The following is a 19,893-nucleotide window of genomic DNA, read 5'->3' as shown; positions in this document are numbered from 1 at the left end:
CAGACGCAGCGATGCCGTCACTCACGGTGCATTACTCACCGGTTGTGGAAAACTCCGTCACCCGCCCGGAAGCTCCAGGTCGCTCTTGTTCAGCTCCTCGATGTTCACGTCCTTGAACGTCAACACCCGCACCTGCTTCACGAAGCGAGCCGGCCGGTACATGTCCCACACCCAGGCATCGGCCATGGAGACCTCGAAGAACACCTCGCCCTGGACCGAGTGCACCTGCATCTCGTAGTCGTTGGTGAGGTAGAAACGCCGCTCGGTCTCGATCACGTATTTGAACAGACCGACGACATCGCGGTACTCCCGGTAGAGCTTGAGCTCCATCTCGGTCTCGTACTTCTCGAGGTCCTCGGCGCTCATGGCATGTTCCCCTTCAGCCGTGCGGGTCCCCCCATTGTGCGCCAGTGCCGTGCGCCGCTAGACGATTTCCGTGTCCAGGGTCACCGGCCCGGCCGGGGGACCCTCGTCGAGCAGCGTGCGCAGCAACCCGGCGAGTCTGGTCGGATACACCGTCTCACGTGCCCCGGCCAGTTCCCGACACGTCCACCAGCGCGCTCCCGCGACGCTGCGCCGCTCCAGCTCGGTCAGGCCGGCGCCCACGGTCCCGGCCGCCCTCCGCCCGGTGCGGGCCAGGTAGTACCACTCGTCCTGGTCCCAGCGGCGGCCCGCGAAGGGGAAGGAGCACCTGCGCCGCCACAGCACCGGGCCGAGTTCGACGTCGGTGATGCCGGTCTCCTCCAGCAGCTCCCGCCGGGCGGCCTCCTCGCGGGTCTCGTCGCCCTCCACGCCACCGCCCGGCGTGAACCACCAGTCGTCGGCCGGATCGTCCGGTTCGTGGCCGTGCAGCAGGAGGATGCGGTCGTCGGGGTCGAGCAGCACGACCCGCGCGACCCTGCGCAGGCCGCCCTCGTAGGTGTCCTGCCCCGCCGGGGTCGCCTCAGCGCCCATCGGCCGGCTCCGCCGTACGTCCGGCACGCGAGCCCGCGGCCCGCTTGGCGACGGGACCGTACGCCGCGCCGCCCAGGATCAGCACGGCCCCCGCGATCACCAGGACGAGCACCGGCGTGAGCGGACCCGGCGAGGAGAGCCCGCCCAGCGTGCGGAAGCCCGTCGGCCGCTCCAGCATGCCGTTCATGGGCCAGACCACGGCGTCGACGCGGGCGTCCACGGCGCCGTTCGAGACGGTGCCGCGGGCCGCGTCGGTGAGGTGGGCGGTGGAGTCCACCGAGTTGTCGCGCTCGTCGCCCAGCAGGAACAGGCGGCCCTCGGGCACGTTCACGGTCTGGAAGTCCATGATCTCGGCCGGGGTGCCGGCGGGCAGGTACGGCTCGTCGATCTCCTTGCCGTTGACCGTGAGCTTCCCCTCCCGGCAGCAGGAGACGGTGTCCCCGCCGACGGCGACGACCCGCTTGACCATAGGGGCGTTGGCCCAGGCCGTGTCCTTGAAGACGACGACGTCCCCGCGGCGGACGTCGGTCCCGTCGATGCGCTCGGCGAGCACCCGGTCACCGACTCCGATGGTCGGCGCCATCGAACTGGTCGGCACGGTGTAGGGCCGGTAGACCACGGCGCCCCAGGCGAACCCGCCCAGGAACAGCACCATGCCCAGTGCCACCGCGAGGCCGGACAGCCGCTGCCCGGTCCGGCTGCCCGCCGGGCCCTGCTTCGCTCCCCCGCGCGGGGCCGTACGTGTCGTGCTCTCGCCACCCATGGAGCCGCACCTTACCCGGCGGTACCCCGACGGGGCAGCCCCCCTCCCGAGGCCGGGAAGGGGGCTGTCGTGTGGAGCGGACGGGCCGGCGGGGTGCGTCAGCGGGTCCCGGCGGAGCGTCGCCGACGGCGCCACCAGACGACCGGGAGGACGCCGGCGACGGCGAGCCCCTGGGGCGCGACCGACAGCGCCGCGGCGGCCGGGGAGCCCGCCTGGAGGCCGTCCTGGTCGAAGGTGTCGGGCACCGGCAGAGTGCTCCAGCGGTTCATCGGCCAGGCGACCACGACCGCACGGCCGACGACCTCCTTCACCGGGACCATGCCGCCGTGCTTGTCGGCCTGGTTGTAGCGGGAGTCGCGGGAGTTCTGCCGGTGGTCGCCCATGACCCAGATGTAGCCCTCGGGCACCTTGACCTTGAACCGGCCGCCCTGGTCGTCGTCGGTGCACGGCGTGTTGCCGGGGTAGACGTACGGCTCGTTGAGCGCCTTGCCGTTGACCGTGAGCGGGCCGGTCTTGTTGCACTCGACCGTGTCGCCGCCGACGCCGATGACCCGCTTGATCAGGTCCTTCTCCTCGGCGGAGGGCATCAGGCCGATCCAGCTCAGCACCGTCTGGAGCGCGTTCGGGTCGGGCGTCGGCTCGCCCGCCAGCCAGTCGTCCGGGTCGTGGAAGACGACGACCTCGCCGCGCTCCGGCTCGGAGCCGAACCAGGGCGTCAGCTTGTCGACCAGTACCCGGTCATTGATCTGGAGCGTGTTCTCCATCGAGGAGGACGGGATCGAGAAGGCCTGCACCAGGAACGTCTTGATCAGCAGCGCGAGCACCAGCGCGATGCCGATGAGGATCGGCAGTTCCTTCCAGAAGGAGCGCGGTTTCTTGGTCTCGCGGTGTGGCGTGGGGGGTGTCCCGCCCACGCCCTCGTCCTGCGTCCCGTTGTGTTCGTTCGTCACCCTGCCGTCCTCGGTTCCGGAGCCGTGACCGGAGTCGTGGCCGCCGAACGGGACCGGGCCGGCCGTCTCCTCGGGGCGTCCGCGGTTCTCCTCGCCGTCGTGTCCGGACCGTGCGCCAACCGCCACATCCCCCACGCCAACTCCTTACTCTCTGCCGCCGCCCGCCCCGTATACGGCGCAGGCCCACCACTCCCATAACGAGCGGGAGTTCCGCAGGGGTCGGGAGTTGAATCATCGCGTTCGGATCGTAGGGGGCAACCCTATGCGACTGGCCGGGAGCGGCGGTCGCACCCGGGGCCGAGTCGGTGACGGACGCGTACGTCTCGGGCTCGTCCAGGGTGGTCCAGTGACCGAACGGCCACGCGATCACCATGGCGCGTCCGACCACCTCGTCCTCGGAGACCGTGCCGAAGTCGGTGTCCTGGTGGGCGCGCGAGTCCGCGGAGTTGGAGCGGTGGTCGCCCATCACCCACAGCCGCCCCTCGGGGACGGTGACGTCGAACGGCGTCCGGGACGGGGTGTCGCCCGGGTACAGGTAGTCCTCGTCCAGGGGGACGCCGTTGACGGTGACGCGCCCCTGGGTGTCGCAGCACTTGACCTTGTCCCCGCCCACGCCGACGACCCGCTTGATGAGGTCCTTCTCGTCGTCGGACGGCAGCAGGCCGATGAAGGCCAGGCCTTCCTTGACCTGCTTGACGACGACGGGGTCGTCCTTCTTGGTGGTCTGTTCGCCCGCCAGCCAGCCGCCCGGATCCCGGAAGACCACGACGTCCCCGCGCTGCGGCTCGGAGCCGAACCAGGGGGTGAGCTTGTCCACCAGGACCCGGTCGCCGATCCGAATGGTCTGCTCCATGGAGCCCGACGGGATCACGAAGGCCTGCACGAGGAAGGTCTTGAGCACCAGCGCTATGAGGACGGCGACGCCGACGAGGAGCGGTATCTCCTTGACGGCGCCGCGCCTGCGACGCCGTTTCACCTTGCGCTGGAGTTTGCGCCGCTCGGCGCGGGAGCGGCCGCCGGAGGGCGCGGAGGTGCGCCTGGAGCCGGTGGGCAGCAGGTTCTCGGCGGGGCTGCTGGGCGCTCCGCGCGGCTTGCCGCGGCTACCCATCGGCGCCCGCGGGCCGTTGCGCGTCTCCGGTCCCCGTGTCCGCGTCGCCGTCCGGCACGCGCGCGTAGGCGTCGGGACGGTCGAGTCGGGTGGCGTGGGCGAAGGGCCAGACGATCCAGTCGGCGCGGCCGATCACCCTGTCCACCGGCACCATGCCGCCGCCCGGCGAGCCCAGGTGGTCGCGGGAGTCGCTGGAACCGGACCGGTGGTCGCCGAGGACGAAGAGGGTGCCGTCGGGGACGTCGACGTCGAAGCGCACCGTCGACGGGCGGTCACCGGGGTACAGGAACTCCGACTCGTCGACCGACTGGCCGTTCACCCGCACCCTCCCCTCCCTGTCGCAGCACACCACATGGTCTCCGCCCACACCGACGACGCGTTTGATGTAGTCGCCGGCCCCGAAGAGGCCCGTGCCGTCGAAGACCACGACGTCGCCCCGCTGCGGCCGCCGGTCGAAACGGTACGCCAACTTGTTTACGAGAACCCGGTCGCCGATCCTCAATCCGCGCTCCATGGATCCGCTCGGAATCTGGAACGGCCGCAGGACGAAGGTGCTGAGCAGCAGCAGGAACAGCAGCAGCGTCAGCAGGGTGAGGGTGATCCGGCCGCCGGGCACCCAGGCCGCGATCCGCCCCGCGAACGCGGAACGCGACCGTTCCTCCGGGCCCTCCGGATCCGAGGGCTGCTCGGAGTCGGAAGGGCGGGAGGAGCGGTCGCGCTCCGTGTGCTGTGCTTCGGTGTCCATCGGGGCCAGATGCTATCCGGCCCCGGCGCGGACCTCTCGGGCGCTCAGCTCTCGCGCTTCTCCTTGATCTTCGCGGCCTTGCCGCGGAGCTCACGCAGGTAGTACAGCTTGGCGCGGCGGACGTCACCGCGGGTGACGAGCTCGATCTTCTCCACGATCGGGGTGTGCACCGGGAAGGTGCGCTCGACGCCGACGGAGAAGGAGACCTTGCGGACCGTGAAGGTCTCGCGCACGCCGGCACCCTGGCGGCGGATCACCACGCCCTTGAACTGCTGCACACGGGAGCGGTTGCCCTCGATGACGCGGACGTGGACGTTGACGGTGTCGCCCGGGCGGAAGGCGGGGACGTCGCTGCGCAGCGACGCGGCGTCGACGGAGTCGAGCAGGTGAGACATTTCGTCTGCTTTCCTCGCTGATGCCACAGGTCATCAACGGAAACTAGGTGTTTCGGATTGAGAGTCGTGCGGGTCGGGACGGGCGTCGTGTCCCCCTGTGGCAGGGGCGCGCTCCGGACGGACGCACAACAGCGGCCTATTGTTCCATGCCCGGGGTCCTGCGCCAAAATCGGCCGTACGGCTCCCCTTCCGGGTCGGGCGCCCAGCCCAGGATGGAGAGCATCTCGCGGTCCTTCTTGTCGAAGGCCCCGGGGTCGCACCGCTCGATCAGGTCCGGCCGGTTGGCCGAGGTCCGGCGCAGCGCCTCGTCCCGGCGCCAGCGGGCGATCCTGCCGTGGTGGCCGCTGAGGAGGACGTCCGGGATGCCGCGCCCGCGCCAGTGCGGGGGCTTGGTGTGGACGGGGCCCTCCAGGAGGTTCGCCATGGCGCCGGGGGCGAAGGAGTCGTCCCGGTGGGACTCGGCGTTGCCGAGGACGCCGGGCAGCAGCCGGGCCACGGCCTCGGTGACGACCAGGACGGCCGCCTCGCCGCCGGCCAGGACGTAGTCGCCGATGGACACCTCGTACACGGGCATCCTGGTCGCGTACTCGTCGACCACGCGGCGGTCGATGCCCTCGTAGCGGGCGGGGGTGAAGATCAGCCAGGGCCGCTCGGAGAGGTGGACGGCGAGTTCCTGGGTGAAGGGCCGGCCGCTGGGTGTGGGCACGACGAGGGCGGGCTCGCCGGCGCCGGCCTCGTAGCCGTCGGCCAGGACGGAGTCCAGCGCGTCGCCCCACGGCTCGGTCTTCATGACCATGCCGGGGCCGCCGCCGTAGGGGGTGTCGTCGACCGTGTTGTGCCGGTCGTAGGTCCACTCGCGCAGGTCGTGGACGTGGACGCCGAGCTGTCCGCGCGCGCGTGCCTTGCCGACGAGGGAGACGTTCAGGGGTTCCAGGTACTCGGGGAAGATCGTGACGACGTCGAGCCGCATTACGCGCCGTCCTCCGGTGCGTTCCCGGCGTCCCGCGCGGAGGCGATCTCCGCGCGGTCGTCGATCAGACCCGGCGGGGGGTCGATGACGGCACGCTGCTCGTCGAGGTCGATCTCCGTGACGATCTCCGACACGAACGGCACGTAGACCTCGCCGCCGTCGGGGCGCTCCACCACGAACAGGTCCTGGGTGGGCAGGTGGGAGATCTCGGTGATCCGGCCGACCGGAGTGCCGTCGGCGGTCACCACGTCGAGGTCGACGAGCTGGTGGTCGTAGTACTCGTCCTCGTCCTCGGGGCGCTCGTCGGGGTCGACGTCGGCGATCAGCAGGGTGTTGCGCAGGGCCTCGGCGCCGGTGCGGTCGTGGACGCCCGCGAAGCGCAGCAGGAGGCGGCCGCTGTGCACCCGGCCGGTCTCGATGGTCAGCGGTCCGGTGGCGGCGGGGTCGGTGGCGAGGACGGCGCCGGGGCCGAGCCGCAGCTCCGGCTCGTCGGTGCGGACCTCGACGGTGACCTCGCCCTTGATGCCGTGGGCGCGGCCGATGCGAGCGACTACCAGCTGCACTGTGCTTGATCTCCTGTCGGAACTGCGACGAGCCGTGCGGGGCTCACGGCCCCGTGCGGGGCCTCGTACGACTGCGGGCCGGGGACGGCCGCGTGGCCGGTCCCCGGCCCGAGCCGGTGCTGCGATCCTTCGTCAGCGGACGTGGTCCACGTCGACGAGGTCGACGCGGACACCGCGACCGCCGATGGCGCCCACGACGGTGCGCAGGGCGCGTGCGGTACGGCCGTTGCGGCCGATCACCTTGCCGAGGTCGTCGGGGTGCACCCGGACCTCGAGCACGCGCCCGCGACGCAGGTTGCGCGAGGCCACCTGCACGTCGTCGGGGTTGTCGACGATGCCCTTCACGAGGTGCTCGAGAGCCTCCTCGAGCATGCTCAGGCCTCGGTCGACTCGGACTCGGCCGGAGCCTCGTCCTTCTTCTCGGCCTTCTTCTTCTGGGTGATCGCCTCACCCTTGCCCTCGTCCTCGCCACCGATCGCCTCGAAGGACGGGCGGGCCGCCTTCTCGGACGGCTGGAGCAGCGGGGCCGGGGCGGGCTCGCCCTTGAACTTCTGCCAGTCGCCGGTCTTCTTCAGGATGGCGAGCACGGGCTCGGTCGGCTGAGCGCCGACACCGAGCCAGTAGGCGACACGCTCGGCGTCGACCTCCATCACCGACGGGTTGTACGTCGGGTGGTACTTGCCGATCTCCTCGATGGCCCGGCCGTCACGGCGGGTACGGGAGTCGGCGACGACGATGCGGTAGTGAGGCGAACGGATCTTGCCCAGACGCTTCAGCTTGATCTTGACTGCCACGGGAGTGGGTTCTCCTGGTTTTGACGTGATGGGGCACGGCGAGAGAGCCGCGTGGGGTTGCGGTACCCGAGTGCCCGATGGACGCGTCAGCCGGAGGAGAGAGGGGTCCTGTGCGACTGTCGAGTACAGCTTGCCATTGTGCCACACGCGGACAGACCCCTCGGACCGAGGGCACCGGGGGCACCCCGCGGTCCGAGGGGGCGGGTCCGGCGACGGAATCCGGCCCGGTTCCGGCTGCCACGAGCAGCCGGACCGTCACCCCACTCCGGCGCCGACCACCTCCGGGATGCGGAACGGCTTGCCGCAGCCGCCGCACATGATCGGAGCCTGGGCCAGCACGGACGGGACGACGCGCACGTTGCGCCCGCAGTCGCAGACGGCCTTCACGCGCACCCCTCCCCCGGAGGAGCCGTGGCGGGCGGCCGGACCGCGGAAGCTGCGGGCCGAGTCGGTGGCGGTGGCGGCGGTGTGAGCCTTCAGCGCGCGCTGGAGGCGTTCGGTCGTCGGGCGGTAGCGGCGCTTCGCCTCGGGGGTGAGCGTGACCAGCGAGAAGCCGCTGCTGGGATGCGGCTCCTCGGGGTGGTCGAGGCCCAACTCCTCTGCGATCGCCAGGAATCGACGGTTGTGGTAGCGCCCCGCGCGGGAGGTGTCGCGTACTCCGCGCGCGGCTGCGATGCCGTGGACTGCCTCATGGAGCAGTCGCTCGAAGGAGAGCTCGTGCCCGCAGGCGGACGACGACTCTCCGATCAGGGACTCGGGCGCGGCAAGATCGGGCAGCTCGGGGTGGTACCGCTGAATGTCGGCCCACGCCTGCGCCAGCTCTGCGGCGAGAACAGGTGGTGTCGTGCTCACGTAATGACAACGAGCCGGAGTGCCGCTGTGTTCCTATTCCGGGGCATCCCAAATAATTTGCACGTACCAGTCAGTTGCCGCTGATGCGTCCCGACGAGGGCGGGTGCGCTGATCTGCGGAGAAGCCTCACAGCTCGTACCAAGCTGGTGCGTAGTCCGACGTACGCCCCGGCGCGTAGCGGTCGTCCACGCTCCGGGGGCGCGGGGTGCCACCGGGCGCAAGGGCCGTTTCGGCCGCCGTCCTGCCCGGGCGGCGCCGCCGGGCGGACGTACTGACGGGGCCGACGTTACCCGGTGGACTCACGGTGTGCGGAACCGCCCCGGCCCGGCACGCTCCGGCGCCCGGCGGGCCGCCCCCGGACCTGGCCGACCTTGGCCGGAAGCGCGCCCTCCGCACCGACGGCACCCGCCGCCACGGCCCGACCGTTCCGATCCGGCCATCCGGTCGAGGTGCCGGCGGGGGGCTACCGCGAGTACCGCGCGGTCGGCCGACGTTGCCGGGAAGTGAAATCTCGCCACGCGGGCGGGGATCGGGCAAACCGGCCCCCTCTACCACTGGACGCCGCGGCGAGCCCGGAGTTTCCTGGCATACGGGGGGAGTGCGAGCGCACTGCACGGGGGCCAAGGAATCGGGCACAGCGGCAACACTCGGCGATTGGGGCGCTTTCCTATGACACCTACGCTCGTACGGCAGCACTCATCTCACACGGGGACGGCGTCTCCCGTGGACCTGCGTGCACGTGCGCGTGACTGGTCCGAGATACAGGAGAGGATGCTCGTACCGCTCTACGAAGCCGTCTTCGAGCGGCTGGACGTGGGCGGCGGCACCCGGATGCTGGGCCTGGGCTGCGGCTCCGGGCTCGCCCTGCTGATGGCCGCCTCGCGCGGCGCCTCGGTGACCGGTGTCGACACCCGCTCTCCGGAGCTCCTGGACCTCGCACGGCAGCGGCTGCTGCCCGCGGCGGCCGAGGCGCCGGAACCCGGCGGGGTCCGGCCGGCCGCCGCCCACGTCCGGGCGGCGCGGGTCGTCGAGGGACCGCCCGCCGCCGCGGCGGACCCGACGGCGCCGGCGTTCACCCTGGTGACCGCCTTCGAGCCGATCGGGTGCCTGGACGGCGACGCGGAGGGCCTGCGCGAACTGCTCGCCGCGGCCACGCCGCTCGCCGGGCGCGGGGCCGCGGTGGTGCTGGCGGGCTGGGGCCCGCCGGAGCGCTGCGCCACGACCTCGGTGCTGCGGGTGGCCACCAAGCTGGCGGACCCGCTGCGCGGTGCGGGCAGCTGGCGCCCGGCGCTCCGGGACGACCTGGAGGAGGTGGCCCAGCGGGCCGGGCTGAGGCCGGACGGCTCGGGGCGGGTGGCCTGCCCGTTCGGCTACGCGGACGTCGAGAGCGCGGCGCGCGGTCTGCTGTCGACCGGGCTGTTCGACGCGGCGATCGCGGCCACCGACCCGGAGCAGGTCGACAAGGAGCTGGCGGAGGCCCTGCATCCGCACCGGCGCCCGGACGGGACCGTGTGGATGCCCAACGTCTTCCGCTACCTGGTCGCACGGGTCCCGTAGGGACCGGCTCCGGCCGGCTAGGCGCGATCCCCGGGCGCGGGTACGGCGCCGGGGCGCCCCCTTTCCGCGGGGGCGCCCCGGCGCCGTAGGAACCGACCGGGTCGTCAGCCCATGAACTTCTTGAACTCGTCGGGCAGCTCGAAGTCCTGGGCGCCCTGCTGCGGCAGTCCGAGCGCGCCCCCGTTCTGCGCGGCGGCCGCGCGGCGGGCGGCCTCCTCCTGCTCCTGCTGCTTGCGCTTCATCGGGTTGCCGGAGCGCTGCTTGCCCTTGGCCTTCTTCTGCTGCTTCTTCTGCCGGCCGGGGCCGCCGCCCATGCCCGGGATTCCGGGCATCCCCGGCATTCCGCCGCCCTGGGCCATCCGGGACATCATCTTGCGGGCCTCGAAGAACCGCTCGACCAGGCCCTTCACCGCGCTGACGTCGACGCCGGAGCCCTTGGCGATGCGGGCGCGGCGCGAGCCGTTGATGATCGTCGGCTCCTGGCGCTCGGCCGGGGTCATCGACTTGATGATGGCGGCCGTGCGGTCGACGTCGCGTTCGTCGAGGTTGTTGATCTGGTCCTTGATCTGGCCCATGCCCGGCAGCATGCCGAGCAGCTTGGAGATGGAGCCCATCTTCCGGACCTGCTCCATCTGGGCCAGGAAGTCGTCCAGGGTGAAGTCCTGGCCCTTCTTGGACGCCAGCTTGGAGGCCATCTTCTCGGCCTCTTCCTGACTGAACGTCTTCTCCGCCTGCTCGATCAGGGTGAGCAGGTCACCCATGTCGAGGATGCGGGAGGCCATCCGGTCGGGGTGGAAGGCGTCGAAGTCCTCCAGCTTCTCGCCGTTGGACGCGAACATGATCGGCTTGCCGGTCACCGAGGCGATCGACAGGGCCGCGCCGCCTCGGGCGTCGCCGTCCAGCTTGGAGAGCACCACGCCGTCGAAGCCCACGCCGTCGCGGAAGGCCTCGGCGGTGTTGACGGCGTCCTGGCCGATCATGGCGTCGACGACGAAGAGGATCTCGTCGGGCGAGACGGCGTCGCGGATGTCCGCGGCCTGCCGCATCAGCTCCTGGTCGATGCCCAGGCGGCCGGCGGTGTCGACGATGACCAGGTCGTGGACCTTGGACTTGGCGAACTCGATGGAGTCCTTGGCGACCTTGACCGGATCGCCCACCCCGTTGCCCGGCTCGGGCGCGTAGACCGCGACGCCGGCGCGCTCGGCGACGACGCTGAGCTGGTTGACGGCGTTGGGGCGCTGGAGGTCGCAGGCGACCAGGAGCGGCGAGTGGCCCTGCTCCTTGAGCCAGCGGCCCAGCTTGCCCGCGAGGGTGGTCTTACCGGCACCCTGGAGACCGGCCAGCATGATCACGGTCGGCGGCTGCTTGGCGAAGCGCAGGCGGCGGGTCTCACCGCCGAGGATGCCGACCAGTTCCTCGTTGACGATCTTGAGGACCTGCTGGGCGGGGTTGAGCGCCTTGGAGACCTCGGCGCCCAGGGAGCGTTCCTTGACGCTCTTGATGAACGCGCGCACCACGGGCAGGGCGACGTCGGCCTCGAGGAGCGCGATGCGGATCTCGCGGGCCGTGGCGTCGATGTCCGCCTCGGACAACCTGCCCTTGCCGCGGAGATTTTTGAAAGTCGCGCTGAGGCGGTCGGAGAGGGTATCGAACACGGTGGCGTCGGTCCTCGGAGTCGGGGGCGGATTGGAGCGTCTTCCAGGGTATCTGGCCCGGCAGGACATTCGTCCCCGCCCGCCGCATTCCGATGGCCGCCGGCTCAGCGACGGCCCCGAAGCGCCTCCTCCAGGGTCCGCGCCACGTCCCCCGCCTCCTCCCCCGGCAGCGGCGCCCCCTCCGGGCCGGTGACGTAGAAGGCGTCCACCGCGTTCGAGCCCAGGGTCGAGGCGTGCGCGCTGCGCACCCGCACGCCGGCCGTCTCCAGCGCCCGCCCGAGCCGGAACAGCAGGCCGGGCGCGTCCTGGGCGCGGACCTCGATCACCGTGGCCAGCCGGGACGCCGCCGGGGCGACGGTCACCCGGGGCGGCGGCGGCTCGACACCCCGGCGCCGCGGATGGGCGGCGTCCCGCTCGGCGAGCCGGGCGGCGATGTCCAGGGTGCCGTCCAGGGCTCTGACCAGGTCGGCGCGGAGCCGGGCGGCCTGGGGCAGCGAGCCGTACTCGGCGGCGACCCGCCAGTCGAGGAGCAGGACGGAGCCCTCGACGCCGTCCGGCAGGGGCAGGGACCGCAGCTCCGCCGTGCGGACGGTCAGCCGGTGCATGGCCAGGACCCCGGCGACGGCGGGGAGCACGCCCTCCTGGTCGGGCACGGCGATCAGCAGTTCCACGCCGAGCGGCTCGGGACCGGCGGCCGAGTCCGGGTCGGCGGGCGGCTCGGTCTGGGCCCGCAGCGCCAGCACCGGCCCGCCCGTGCGGTACGCCTCGACGGCGAGCCGCTCCTGCTCGGCGGTGGGCGCGGCGGCCTCGGGTTCGGCCGGCGCGTCGCCCGCCAGGACCGCCGAGACCCGTTTCACCAGGTCGGCGACGAGTGAGCCGCGCCAGGACGACCAGGCGGCGGGACCGGTGGCCAGCGCGTCCGCCTCGGTCAGCGCGTGCAGCAGCTCCAGGGTGTGCTCCGCGCCGACGGCGTCGGCGACCGCGCGCACGGTGGCCGGATCGTCGAGGTCGCGCCGGGTGGCGGTCTCCACGAGCAGCAGGTGGTGGCGGACGAGGGTGGCGAGGACGGCCGCGTCCGCGCGGTCGAAGCCGATGCGGGCGGCCACGTCCCGGGCGATGGTCTCCCCGGCCACCGAGTGGTCGCCCGGCCAGCCCTTGCCGATGTCGTGCAGCAGCGCGGCGACCAGGAGCAGGTCGGGGCGGTGCACGCGGCGGGTGAACTCCGAGGCGCGGACGGCGGTCTCGATCAGGTGCCGGTCGACGGTCCACAGGTGCACGGCGTTGCGCTGCGGGCGGCAGCGCACCCGCTCCCAGTCGGGCAGCAGCCGGGTGACCAGGCCCTCGGCCTCCAGCGCCTCCCAGACCTGCACGGTGGGCCGCCCGGAGCCCAGCAGGGTCACCAGTTGCTCGCGGGCCTCCGCGGGCCAGGGCGTGGGCAGCGGCCGGGTGGTGGCCGCGAGGCGGCGGACGGCGTGCAGGGAGAGCGGGAGCCCGGCCTGCGCGGCGGCCGCAGCGGCACGCAGCGGGAGCACGGGATCGCGTTCGGGCCGGGCGGTGCGCGCGAGCACCGCCTCGCCGTCGTGCTCCACGACGCCCTCGGCGAGCGGGGAGCGCTCGGGCACCGGCTTCCCGCCGCCCAGCATGGCCCGCAGCCGCGGCCGCACCGAGCGCGAGCGCAGCACCCGCCCCACCTCGCGCCAGGTGACGTCACCGGCGTACGAGACGACCCGCGCCGCCTCGTACACCTGCCGCAGCAGGGTGTCGGCGTCCAGCAGGCCCAGCTCGGCGGCCACCTGGTCCTGCTCCTGGAGGGCCAGCCGGTCGGTGGCCCTCCCGGTCGCCAGGTGCAGCGCGTCGCGTACGTCGAGCAGCCGGCGCCGGGCGTCGGCGAGGCCCTCGCGCGGGGCGTCGGCCAGCCAGGACGCGGCGACGGCGCGCAGCGCGGTGGCGTCGCGCAGGCCGCCCCTGGCCTCCTTGAGGTCGGGTTCGAGCAGGAACCGCAGCTCGCCCTGGCGCTCGGCGCGCTCCGCGCACAGGTCGCGGAGTTCGGGGAGGCGCTTGGGGGCCTGGTTGCGCCAGTCGGCGAGGACCGCGGTGCGCAGGGAGGCGGTCAGGCCGAGGTCTCCGGCGAGGTGGCGGGCGTCCAGGAGGCCGAGCTGGACCTTCAGATCCTCCCCGGCGGTCTTCCGGGCCTGTGCCGGGGTGCGTACGGAGTGGTCGAGGTCGAGGCCGAGGTCCCAGACGGGATACCAGAGGCGGTCGGCGAGGGCGGCGACCGCCTTCTCGTCGCTCCCGTCGTGCAGCAGGAGCAGGTCGAGGTCGCTGCGCGGAGACAGCTCGCCGCGCCCGTAGCCGCCGACGGCGACGAGCGAGACGCCCCGGCCCGCCCCGCCGGTGCCCGCGTCGAAGAGACCGGACAGCCAGTCGTCGGTCAGTCCGGCGAGGGCGGTACGGCGCGGCGGCCCGGACCGCGTCCCCTCGGTGAGGAGGCGCAGCCGGGCCGCCGCGTAGCCGCCGGGTCCCGAGTCCTCTTCTTCTTTCGTCACGTCCGTACTCGTCACCCGGCGACTCCTGTTCTGGTTTCCCGCGTCAGAGGGCGTCGGGACCGCGCTCGCCGGTCCGGACCCGTACGGCCGTGTCGACCGGGACCGACCACACCTTGCCGTCGCCGATCTTGCCGGTGCGGGCCGCCTTGACCACGACCTCGACGAGCTGGTCGGCGTCGTCGTCCTCGACCAGCACCTCGATGCGGATCTTGGGCACCAGGTCGACGGTGTACTCGGCGCCCCGGTAGACCTCGGTGTGGCCGCGCTGGCGGCCGTAGCCGCTGGCCTCGGTGACGGTCAGGCCGTGCACGCCGAAGGCCTGGAGGGCCTCCTTGATCTCGTCGAGCCGGTGCGGCTTGACGACGGCGGTGATGAGCTTCATGCGTCCACCTTCTTGCTCGCGGTCTGCGCGGCCGGCGGGGCGGCCGAGGAGCCGGCGGTCCGGGCGGCACCGCCGCCGGCGCCGCTGAAGTCGTATGCGGTCTCGGCGTGTTCGGCCTGGTCGATGCCGGTCACCTCGTCGTCCTCCGGCACCCGCATGCCGATGGTCTTGTGCAGGATGAGAGCGAGGATGGCAGAGACGACCAGGGAGTAGGCGAGCACCCCGAAGACACCGGCGCACTGCTTCCAGAACTGGTCCAGGCCGCCGCCGTAGAACAGGCCCTCGACGTCGGACTGGCCCTTGCCGGTGGCGAAGAGGCCGACGAGCAGCGAGCCGAGGATGCCGCCGACGAGGTGGACGCCGACCACGTCGAGGGAGTCGTCGTAGCCGAACCGGTACTTCAGGCCGACGGCCATGGCGCACACCACACCGGCGACGAGACCGACGGCGATCGCGCCGAGCGGGGAGACCGCGCCGCCCGCCGGGGTGATGGCGACCAGGCCGGAGACGGCGCCGGAGGCCGCGCCCAGGGTGGTGAAGGCGCCGTGCCGGATCTTCTCGTAGGCGAGCCAGCCGAGGACGGCGGCGCCCGTGGCGACCTGCGTGTTGACGAACATCAGCACGCCCACGCCGTCGTCGTTGCCGAGCCAGGAGCCGGCGTTGAAGCCGAACCAGCCGAACCACAGCAGGCCCGCGCCGAGCATGACCAGCGGCAGGCTGTGCGGGCGCATCGGGTCCTTCTTGAAGCCCACCCGCTTGCCGATCACCAGGATCACGCCGAGGGCCGCCGCGCCGGCGTTGATGTGCACGGCCGTGCCGCCCGCGAAGTCGATCACGCCCAGCTCGAAGGCCCAGCCGCCGGCGCCCCAGACCCAGTGCGCGACCGGGAAGTAGACGACGGTGACCCACAGCGCGATGAACAGCGCCCAGGCGGTGAACTTGACCCGGTCCGCGAGGGCGCCGCTGATCAGGGCGGGGGTGAGCACCGCGAACATCAGCTGGAAGACCAGGAAGACGAAGACGGGGATGGTGTAGCCGTCCCACAGCTGCGTCAGCCCGATGTCGCTGAGGCCGACCCAGCCGGAGTTCCAGCCGACGACGCCGCCGGTGTCGGTGCCGAACGCCATGGAGAAGCCGTACAGCACCCACAGGACGGTGACGATGCCGAGGCTGATGAAGCTCATCATCAGCATGTTCAGGGTGCTCTTGACGCGGACCATGCCTCCGTAGAAGAAGGCGAGGGCCGGCGTCATGAGCATCACCAGGGCGGAGCAGATGAGCATGAAGCCTGTGTTGGCGGCAGAGAGCTCCGTCTCTGCGGCAAGCGTGATGGCTGGAGCCATCGGCGTCTCCTCGTCGTTGGTACGGCCCCGTGCGGGCGAAGGCCTGGGCGGGACTGAGGGGCGGGCCTGTTATGCGCCAAGACATTGACGCAGCGCGGTTTCGGTCGACGCCCCCCGTTGTTTCGCCGCCGTGACGAAGGCACCGGGAGTGTTACGCGTGGGTGAACCGCCGGATGCGGGGCCGGGCCGTCGTTATCGTGGCGCGACGTCCCGCACCGGGACGTGGGCCGGCCGCGGCGGCCTCCGAATGACCTGGCATGGGGGAGCCGAGTCGGGCAGTTCGGGAGGGCCGGCCGCGGCCGGGGTCGGTGGGGATCACACCGCCTCTGCGGTCTCCGGCAGCTCGACCGCGAGGCGCTCGGTGAGGTCGATGATCTCGCCGAGGTCGCCGAAATCGCGTACGGCCGTGTCGACGGTCTTGCGGATGCGGGTGTTGACGCGTTCGGAGCGGACCTTCTTGGCGATGCCCATGGCTTCGACGGCCAGGCCGGTGCTGGCCTCGGGTTCGCGGCGCAGCAGGTGCACGGTGGCCATGCCGATCAGGTTCAGCGCGTAGGAGCGCTGGTGCTCGTCGTCCTCGGCGAACAGCTCCACGGCCCGGCGCATCAGCGGATCGGCCAGGGAGGCGTAGGCGGGGCTGCGGCCGGCGACGTAGGCGAGGTCGCGGAAGGAGTGGCTGTTCTCGCCGTACAGCTCGGCCTCGGAGAAGAAGCGGATCCAGTCGGGATCGGGCTCGTCCCACTCGTCGGCCTCGGCGAAGGTGTCCTCGGCCATGCGCACGGCGCGCTTGCAGCGGCCGGGCTGCCCCATGTTGGCGTAGGCGCGGGCCTCCATCGCGTAGAGCATCGACTGGGTGCGGGGGCTGGCGCAGTCCCGGCTGCCGTACTGCGCGAGGTGAACCAGCTCCAGGGCGTCGTCGGGCCGGCCGAGGTGGATCATCTGGCGGCTCATGCTGGAGAGGATGTACGAGCCGAGCGGCCGGTCCCCCGCCTCTTTGGCGGCGTGCAGGGCCAGCACGAAGTACTTCTGCGCGGTGGGCTGTAAGCCGACGTCGTACGACATCCAGCCGGCCAGCTCGGCCAGCTCGGCGGCGACCTTGAACAGCTTGGCGCGGGTGGTCTCGGTCTGGGGCTCCTGGAGCAGGTCGGTGACCTCGTGCAGCTGGCCGACCACCGCCTTGCGGCGCAGCCCGCCGCCGCACTGGGCGTCCCAGCGGCGGAACATCACCGCGGTGGACTCGAGCAGCTCCAGCTCGGGGCGGGACAGCCTCCCCCGCGCGCGGGAGGCGGGTGCGGGCTCGCGGCCCGCGCCGGGGGTGGCGGCCGGCGCGGGGACGAGCCAGCGCTGCATGGGCTCGATGAGGGACGGGCCCGCGGAGAGGGCCAGCGAGCTCCCGAGGAAGCCGCGCCGCGCCAGCATGAGGTCGCTGCGCGAGAACTCGCTGAGCAGGGCCACGGTCTGCGGGCCCGTCCAGGGCAGGTCGACTCCGGTCGCGGAGGGCGTGGGGCGGGTGGAGCGCAGCCCCAGGTCCTCGACGGAGACGACGACGCCGAAACGCTCGGAGAACAGCTCGGAGAGGATGCGCGGGATCGGCTCGCGCGGGTTCTCGCCGTCGAGCCAGCGGCGGACCCGGGAGGTGTCGGTGGAGATGTGGTTGGCGCCCAGCTGACGGGCGCGGCGGTTGACCTGGCGGGCCAGTTCCCCCTTGGACCAGCCGCTGCGGGCGAACCACGAGGTGAGCAGCTCGTTCGGGCGCTTGTCAGCGTGCGACGCGCTTCCCGCGCTCGTACCGCTTCCGCCGTTGCCGCTCACTGGAACGCCCCCATCCCTGAGACCACCTGTCGCCGTGTGCGCCAAGCCCTAACAGAATGCCGGTGGTTGGGGCCCTCCGTCCGGCGGTTGCCACCCTTCGAACGGAAAGCCGCGTTGCCTCCGGCATACCCACGAGTGCATGTGCCCCACGGCTCCATGCACACAAAGTAGTCCTACGATCACTCGTCCAGCCATGGCGATCGCGGAATCGCCACCATTCGCCACCCCTTCGAATGAACTCCCCCCGGGCGGTACGCGATTCACTTGACATAGGCCAACCGGGAGTCGGTGCGAGGGTGCACACCGGGGCGCGTGCCGTCGGGCACACCACCCCGGAGTGCTTCCGGAAGCCGCCTATTCCGCGTCCCGCTGGGGAGTTGGAAGCAGAGAGTCACGTTTCACGTCCGCTGCGTAACCGCCGCTGCGTCGGACCCGTTGGAGGGGGCATGGGCTTCACGATCGGCATCGGCAGCAGTCGGGGCATGCGCGAGACCCGGTCCGGCGCGCGCCGTCGGGGCCGCGCCTCCGAGTGCACCGTAGTGGCCGAGTTCACCGGACTGTGGGGCTGGGACGTGGTGCCCGGCGCCCGGACCGCGGCGGGCGCCTGTTCGTGCGGCCGCTCCGACTGCCCGGCGCCGGGCGCGCACCCGCTGGACTTCGCGCCGCGCGTGCCCGCCGGGGCGACGCTGGACGGCGCGAGCGAGGCCTGGGCGCAGTTCCCGGGCGCCGCGGTGATGCTGCCGGTCGGACGGAGCTTCGACGTGATCGAGGTCGCCGAGGCGGCCGGGCTGCGGGCGCTGACCCGGCTGGAGCGCATGGGCCTCCCGCTCGGCCCGGTCGCGGCGACCCCCGAGGGCCGCGCCCAGTTCTTCGTCGCCCCCGGCGCCGCCGCCGAACTGCCCCGGCTTCTCTACCGGCTGGGCTGGGACGACCCGTCCGCCCTCGACCTGCGCGGCCTCGGCGGCGGTACGCACATCACGGCCCCGCCCTCCGACCGCGGCGGCCGGGGCCCGGTGCGCTGGCTGCGCCACCCGGACCTGGACTCGGCGACCAGGCCGCCGGCGGCCCGGCTGCTGCTGGGGACGCTGGCGTACGTGGCCCATCGTTCACGGGCGTAAGGGACGGATCCCCCCTGCGGCGAAGCGCCCGCTCCCCGGTCGGATCCGGGGGCGGGCGCTCGCGTGCGGCAGGGTCGGCGCGCTCCCGCGCGCCGCGGCGGGTCACTCTCCGATGAGGGCGTCCACGAAGGCCGCGGGCTCGAACGGCGCCAGGTCGTCCGCGCCCTCGCCGAGCCCGATCAGCTTGACCGGCACCCCCAGCTCGCGCTGCACGGCGACCACGATGCCGCCCTTGGCCGTGCCGTCCAGCTTGGTGAGCACGATGCCGGTGATGTCGACGACCTCGGCGAAGACCCGGGCCTGGATCAGCCCGTTCTGACCGGTGGTGGCGTCGAGGACGAGCAGCACCTCGTCCAGCGGGGCGTGCTTCTCCACGACGCGCTTGACCTTGCCCAGCTCGTCCATGAGGCCGGTCTTGGTGTGCAGGCGGCCTGCGGTGTCGATGAGCACGACGTCCGAGCCGATCTCCTTGCCCTCCTTGACCGCGTCGAAGGCGACGGAGGCCGGGTCGCCGCCCTCCGGGCCGCGCACGGTGTGGGCGCCGACGCGCTCGCCCCAGGTCTGGAGCTGGTCGGCGGCGGCGGCGCGGAAGGTGTCCGCGGCGCCGAGCACCACGCTGCGGCCGTCGGCGACCAGAACGCGGGCGAGCTTGCCGGTGGTGGTGGTCTTGCCGGTGCCGTTGACCCCGACGACCATCACGATGCCGGGCTTGCTGTTCGGCGGCTCGGTCTTGACCTCGCGGTCCATGTCGGGGCCGACGAGGTTGATCAGTTCTTCGCGCAGCAGGCCGCGCAGCTCGTCGGGGGTGCGGGTGCCGAGCACCTTCACGCGCTCGCGCAGCCGCTCGACCAGTTCCTGGGTGGGCTGCACGCCGACGTCGGCGGTGAGCAGCGTGTCCTCGATCTCCTCCCAGGTGTCGTCGTCGAGGTGCTCCCGCGAGAGCAGGGTGAGCAGGCCCTGGCCGAGGGCGTTCTGCGAGCGGGAGAGGCGGGCACGGAGCCGGACCAGTCGGCCGGCGGTGGGCTCGGGAACCTCGATCTGCGGGATCTCGAGCTCTTCGACGACGGGCGGCTCCTCGACGGTGGCGGTGCCGCCGTCCGGGAGGTCGACCTCCTCTATCGTCCGGCGCGTTTCGTCGCGCGGCGTCTCGGCCTCGTCGCCGACGTGCGGCTCGGCCGGAGGGGCGGTGATGTCGGGCGTGGCGGGCGGTGGCGGAGGCAGCTGCTTCTTGCGACGCGAGCCCACGAGCAGCCCGCCGAGCGCGCCGATCACGACCACGGCGATGACTACAGCAAGGATGACGATTTCCATAACGCGTCCAGTATCAGTCATGGGCTCCGGGGACACCCCCCTTGTCACTTCCTCCAAAGGACAAAGGGCCCTGTG

The 19,893-nt window shown here is 72.3% G+C and carries 19 protein-coding genes and 1 pseudogene; 2 read left to right on the top strand and 18 right to left on the bottom strand.

What is annotated here, in order from left to right; translation table 11 throughout:
• Positions 1-57: 57 nt before the first annotated feature.
• The 12 genes and pseudogenes from IE108_RS24520 to IE108_RS24465 form a co-directional block, all read right to left on the bottom strand.
• Positions 58-366 carry a DUF2469 domain-containing protein gene (locus IE108_RS24520; protein WP_003965949.1) on the bottom strand — a complete coding sequence of 103 codons (309 nt, stop codon included), beginning with the start codon at positions 364-366 and terminating at the stop codon, positions 58-60.
• Positions 367-423: 57 nt separating this feature from the next.
• On the bottom strand, positions 424-954 hold the full coding sequence (locus tag IE108_RS24515) for an NUDIX hydrolase (RefSeq protein ID WP_064730046.1): 531 nt from the start codon (positions 952-954) through the stop codon (positions 424-426).
• Positions 944-1,717 (bottom strand): signal peptidase I, encoded by a 774-nt coding sequence (gene lepB / locus IE108_RS24510; protein WP_064730045.1) that lies wholly within the window; start codon positions 1,715-1,717, stop codon positions 944-946. The genes IE108_RS24515 and lepB (IE108_RS24510) overlap by 11 nt, the downstream gene beginning before the upstream one ends.
• A 98-nt stretch (positions 1,718-1,815) precedes the next feature.
• On the bottom strand, positions 1,816-2,802 hold the full coding sequence (gene lepB / locus IE108_RS24505) for a signal peptidase I (RefSeq protein WP_064730044.1): 987 nt from the start codon (positions 2,800-2,802) through the stop codon (positions 1,816-1,818).
• Positions 2,693-3,775, bottom strand: a pseudogene (gene lepB / locus IE108_RS24500) (signal peptidase I); the annotation flags it as partial. The pseudogene lepB (IE108_RS24500) and the gene lepB (IE108_RS24505), both read right to left, overlap by 110 nt.
• Entirely contained in the window at positions 3,768-4,520 is a 753-nt protein-coding gene (gene lepB, locus IE108_RS24495; RefSeq protein ID WP_064730043.1) for a signal peptidase I, read from the bottom strand. The gene lepB (IE108_RS24495) and the pseudogene lepB (IE108_RS24500), both read right to left, overlap by 8 nt.
• A gap of 44 nt (positions 4,521-4,564) precedes the next feature.
• Positions 4,565-4,915 (bottom strand): 50S ribosomal protein L19, encoded by a 351-nt coding sequence (gene rplS / locus IE108_RS24490; protein ID WP_016432403.1) that lies wholly within the window; start codon positions 4,913-4,915, stop codon positions 4,565-4,567.
• A 136-nt stretch (positions 4,916-5,051) separates the two neighbouring features.
• Positions 5,052-5,885, bottom strand: a complete 834-nt coding sequence (trmD, locus tag IE108_RS24485) for a tRNA (guanosine(37)-N1)-methyltransferase TrmD (RefSeq protein ID WP_064730042.1) — start codon at positions 5,883-5,885, stop codon at positions 5,052-5,054.
• On the bottom strand, positions 5,885-6,448 hold the full coding sequence (rimM, locus tag IE108_RS24480; RefSeq protein ID WP_064730041.1) for a ribosome maturation factor RimM: 564 nt from the start codon (positions 6,446-6,448) through the stop codon (positions 5,885-5,887). The genes trmD and rimM overlap by 1 nt, the downstream gene beginning before the upstream one ends.
• A 132-nt stretch (positions 6,449-6,580) precedes the next feature.
• Positions 6,581-6,820 carry an RNA-binding protein gene (locus tag IE108_RS24475; protein WP_003973401.1) on the bottom strand — a complete coding sequence of 80 codons (240 nt, stop codon included), beginning with the start codon at positions 6,818-6,820 and terminating at the stop codon, positions 6,581-6,583.
• 2 nt (positions 6,821-6,822) lie between these two features.
• Positions 6,823-7,242 (bottom strand): 30S ribosomal protein S16, encoded by a 420-nt coding sequence (rpsP, locus tag IE108_RS24470; protein ID WP_064730040.1) that lies wholly within the window; start codon positions 7,240-7,242, stop codon positions 6,823-6,825.
• 255 nt (positions 7,243-7,497) lie between these two features.
• On the bottom strand, positions 7,498-8,094 hold the full coding sequence (locus tag IE108_RS24465) for a hypothetical protein (protein WP_064730039.1): 597 nt from the start codon (positions 8,092-8,094) through the stop codon (positions 7,498-7,500).
• Between the two features lie 669 nt (positions 8,095-8,763).
• On the opposite strand from IE108_RS24465, the gene IE108_RS24460 reads away from it, so the two are divergent.
• Positions 8,764-9,651 (top strand): class I SAM-dependent methyltransferase, encoded by an 888-nt coding sequence (locus IE108_RS24460; protein ID WP_079163676.1) that lies wholly within the window; start codon positions 8,764-8,766, stop codon positions 9,649-9,651.
• 104 nt (positions 9,652-9,755) lie between these two features.
• Here IE108_RS24460 and ffh read toward each other — a convergent pair whose 3' ends face one another.
• The 5 genes from ffh to nsdA form a co-directional block, all read right to left on the bottom strand.
• A complete protein-coding gene (gene ffh / locus IE108_RS24455) occupies positions 9,756-11,306 on the bottom strand; it encodes a signal recognition particle protein (protein ID WP_064730037.1) in 1,551 nt (516 codons plus the stop codon).
• Positions 11,307-11,410: 104 nt separating this feature from the next.
• Positions 11,411-13,867, bottom strand: coding sequence for a [protein-PII] uridylyltransferase (locus IE108_RS24450; RefSeq protein WP_064730036.1), 2,457 nt, complete (start codon positions 13,865-13,867; stop codon positions 11,411-11,413).
• Between the two features lie 28 nt (positions 13,868-13,895).
• A complete protein-coding gene (locus IE108_RS24445) occupies positions 13,896-14,234 on the bottom strand; it encodes a P-II family nitrogen regulator (RefSeq protein WP_064730035.1) in 339 nt (112 codons plus the stop codon).
• The gene (locus IE108_RS24440; protein ID WP_064730034.1) at positions 14,231-15,577 is read right to left on the bottom strand and encodes an ammonium transporter; all 1,347 of its coding nucleotides are present in this window, start codon (positions 15,575-15,577) and stop codon (positions 14,231-14,233) included. The genes IE108_RS24445 and IE108_RS24440 overlap by 4 nt, the downstream gene beginning before the upstream one ends.
• 315 nt (positions 15,578-15,892) lie before the next feature.
• A complete protein-coding gene (nsdA, locus tag IE108_RS24435) occupies positions 15,893-17,389 on the bottom strand; it encodes a transcriptional repressor NsdA (RefSeq protein WP_064730033.1) in 1,497 nt (498 codons plus the stop codon).
• Between the two features lie 446 nt (positions 17,390-17,835).
• Between nsdA and IE108_RS24430 the strand changes: the two genes are divergently transcribed.
• Positions 17,836-18,507 (top strand): bifunctional DNA primase/polymerase, encoded by a 672-nt coding sequence (locus IE108_RS24430; protein WP_064730032.1) that lies wholly within the window; start codon positions 17,836-17,838, stop codon positions 18,505-18,507.
• Between the two features lie 102 nt (positions 18,508-18,609).
• Here IE108_RS24430 and ftsY read toward each other — a convergent pair whose 3' ends face one another.
• A complete protein-coding gene (ftsY, locus tag IE108_RS24425; RefSeq protein ID WP_064730031.1) occupies positions 18,610-19,818 on the bottom strand; it encodes a signal recognition particle-docking protein FtsY in 1,209 nt (402 codons plus the stop codon).
• Positions 19,819-19,893: the final 75 nt, after the last annotated feature.

Origin of the sequence: Streptomyces parvulus (assembly GCF_014648855.1) — a bacterium.
Taxonomy (GTDB): Bacteria; Actinomycetota; Actinomycetes; order Streptomycetales; family Streptomycetaceae; genus Streptomyces; species Streptomyces parvulus.
The sequence above is the reverse complement of the archived record's forward strand: the minus strand, read 5'-3'. Positions and strand labels throughout refer to the sequence as shown.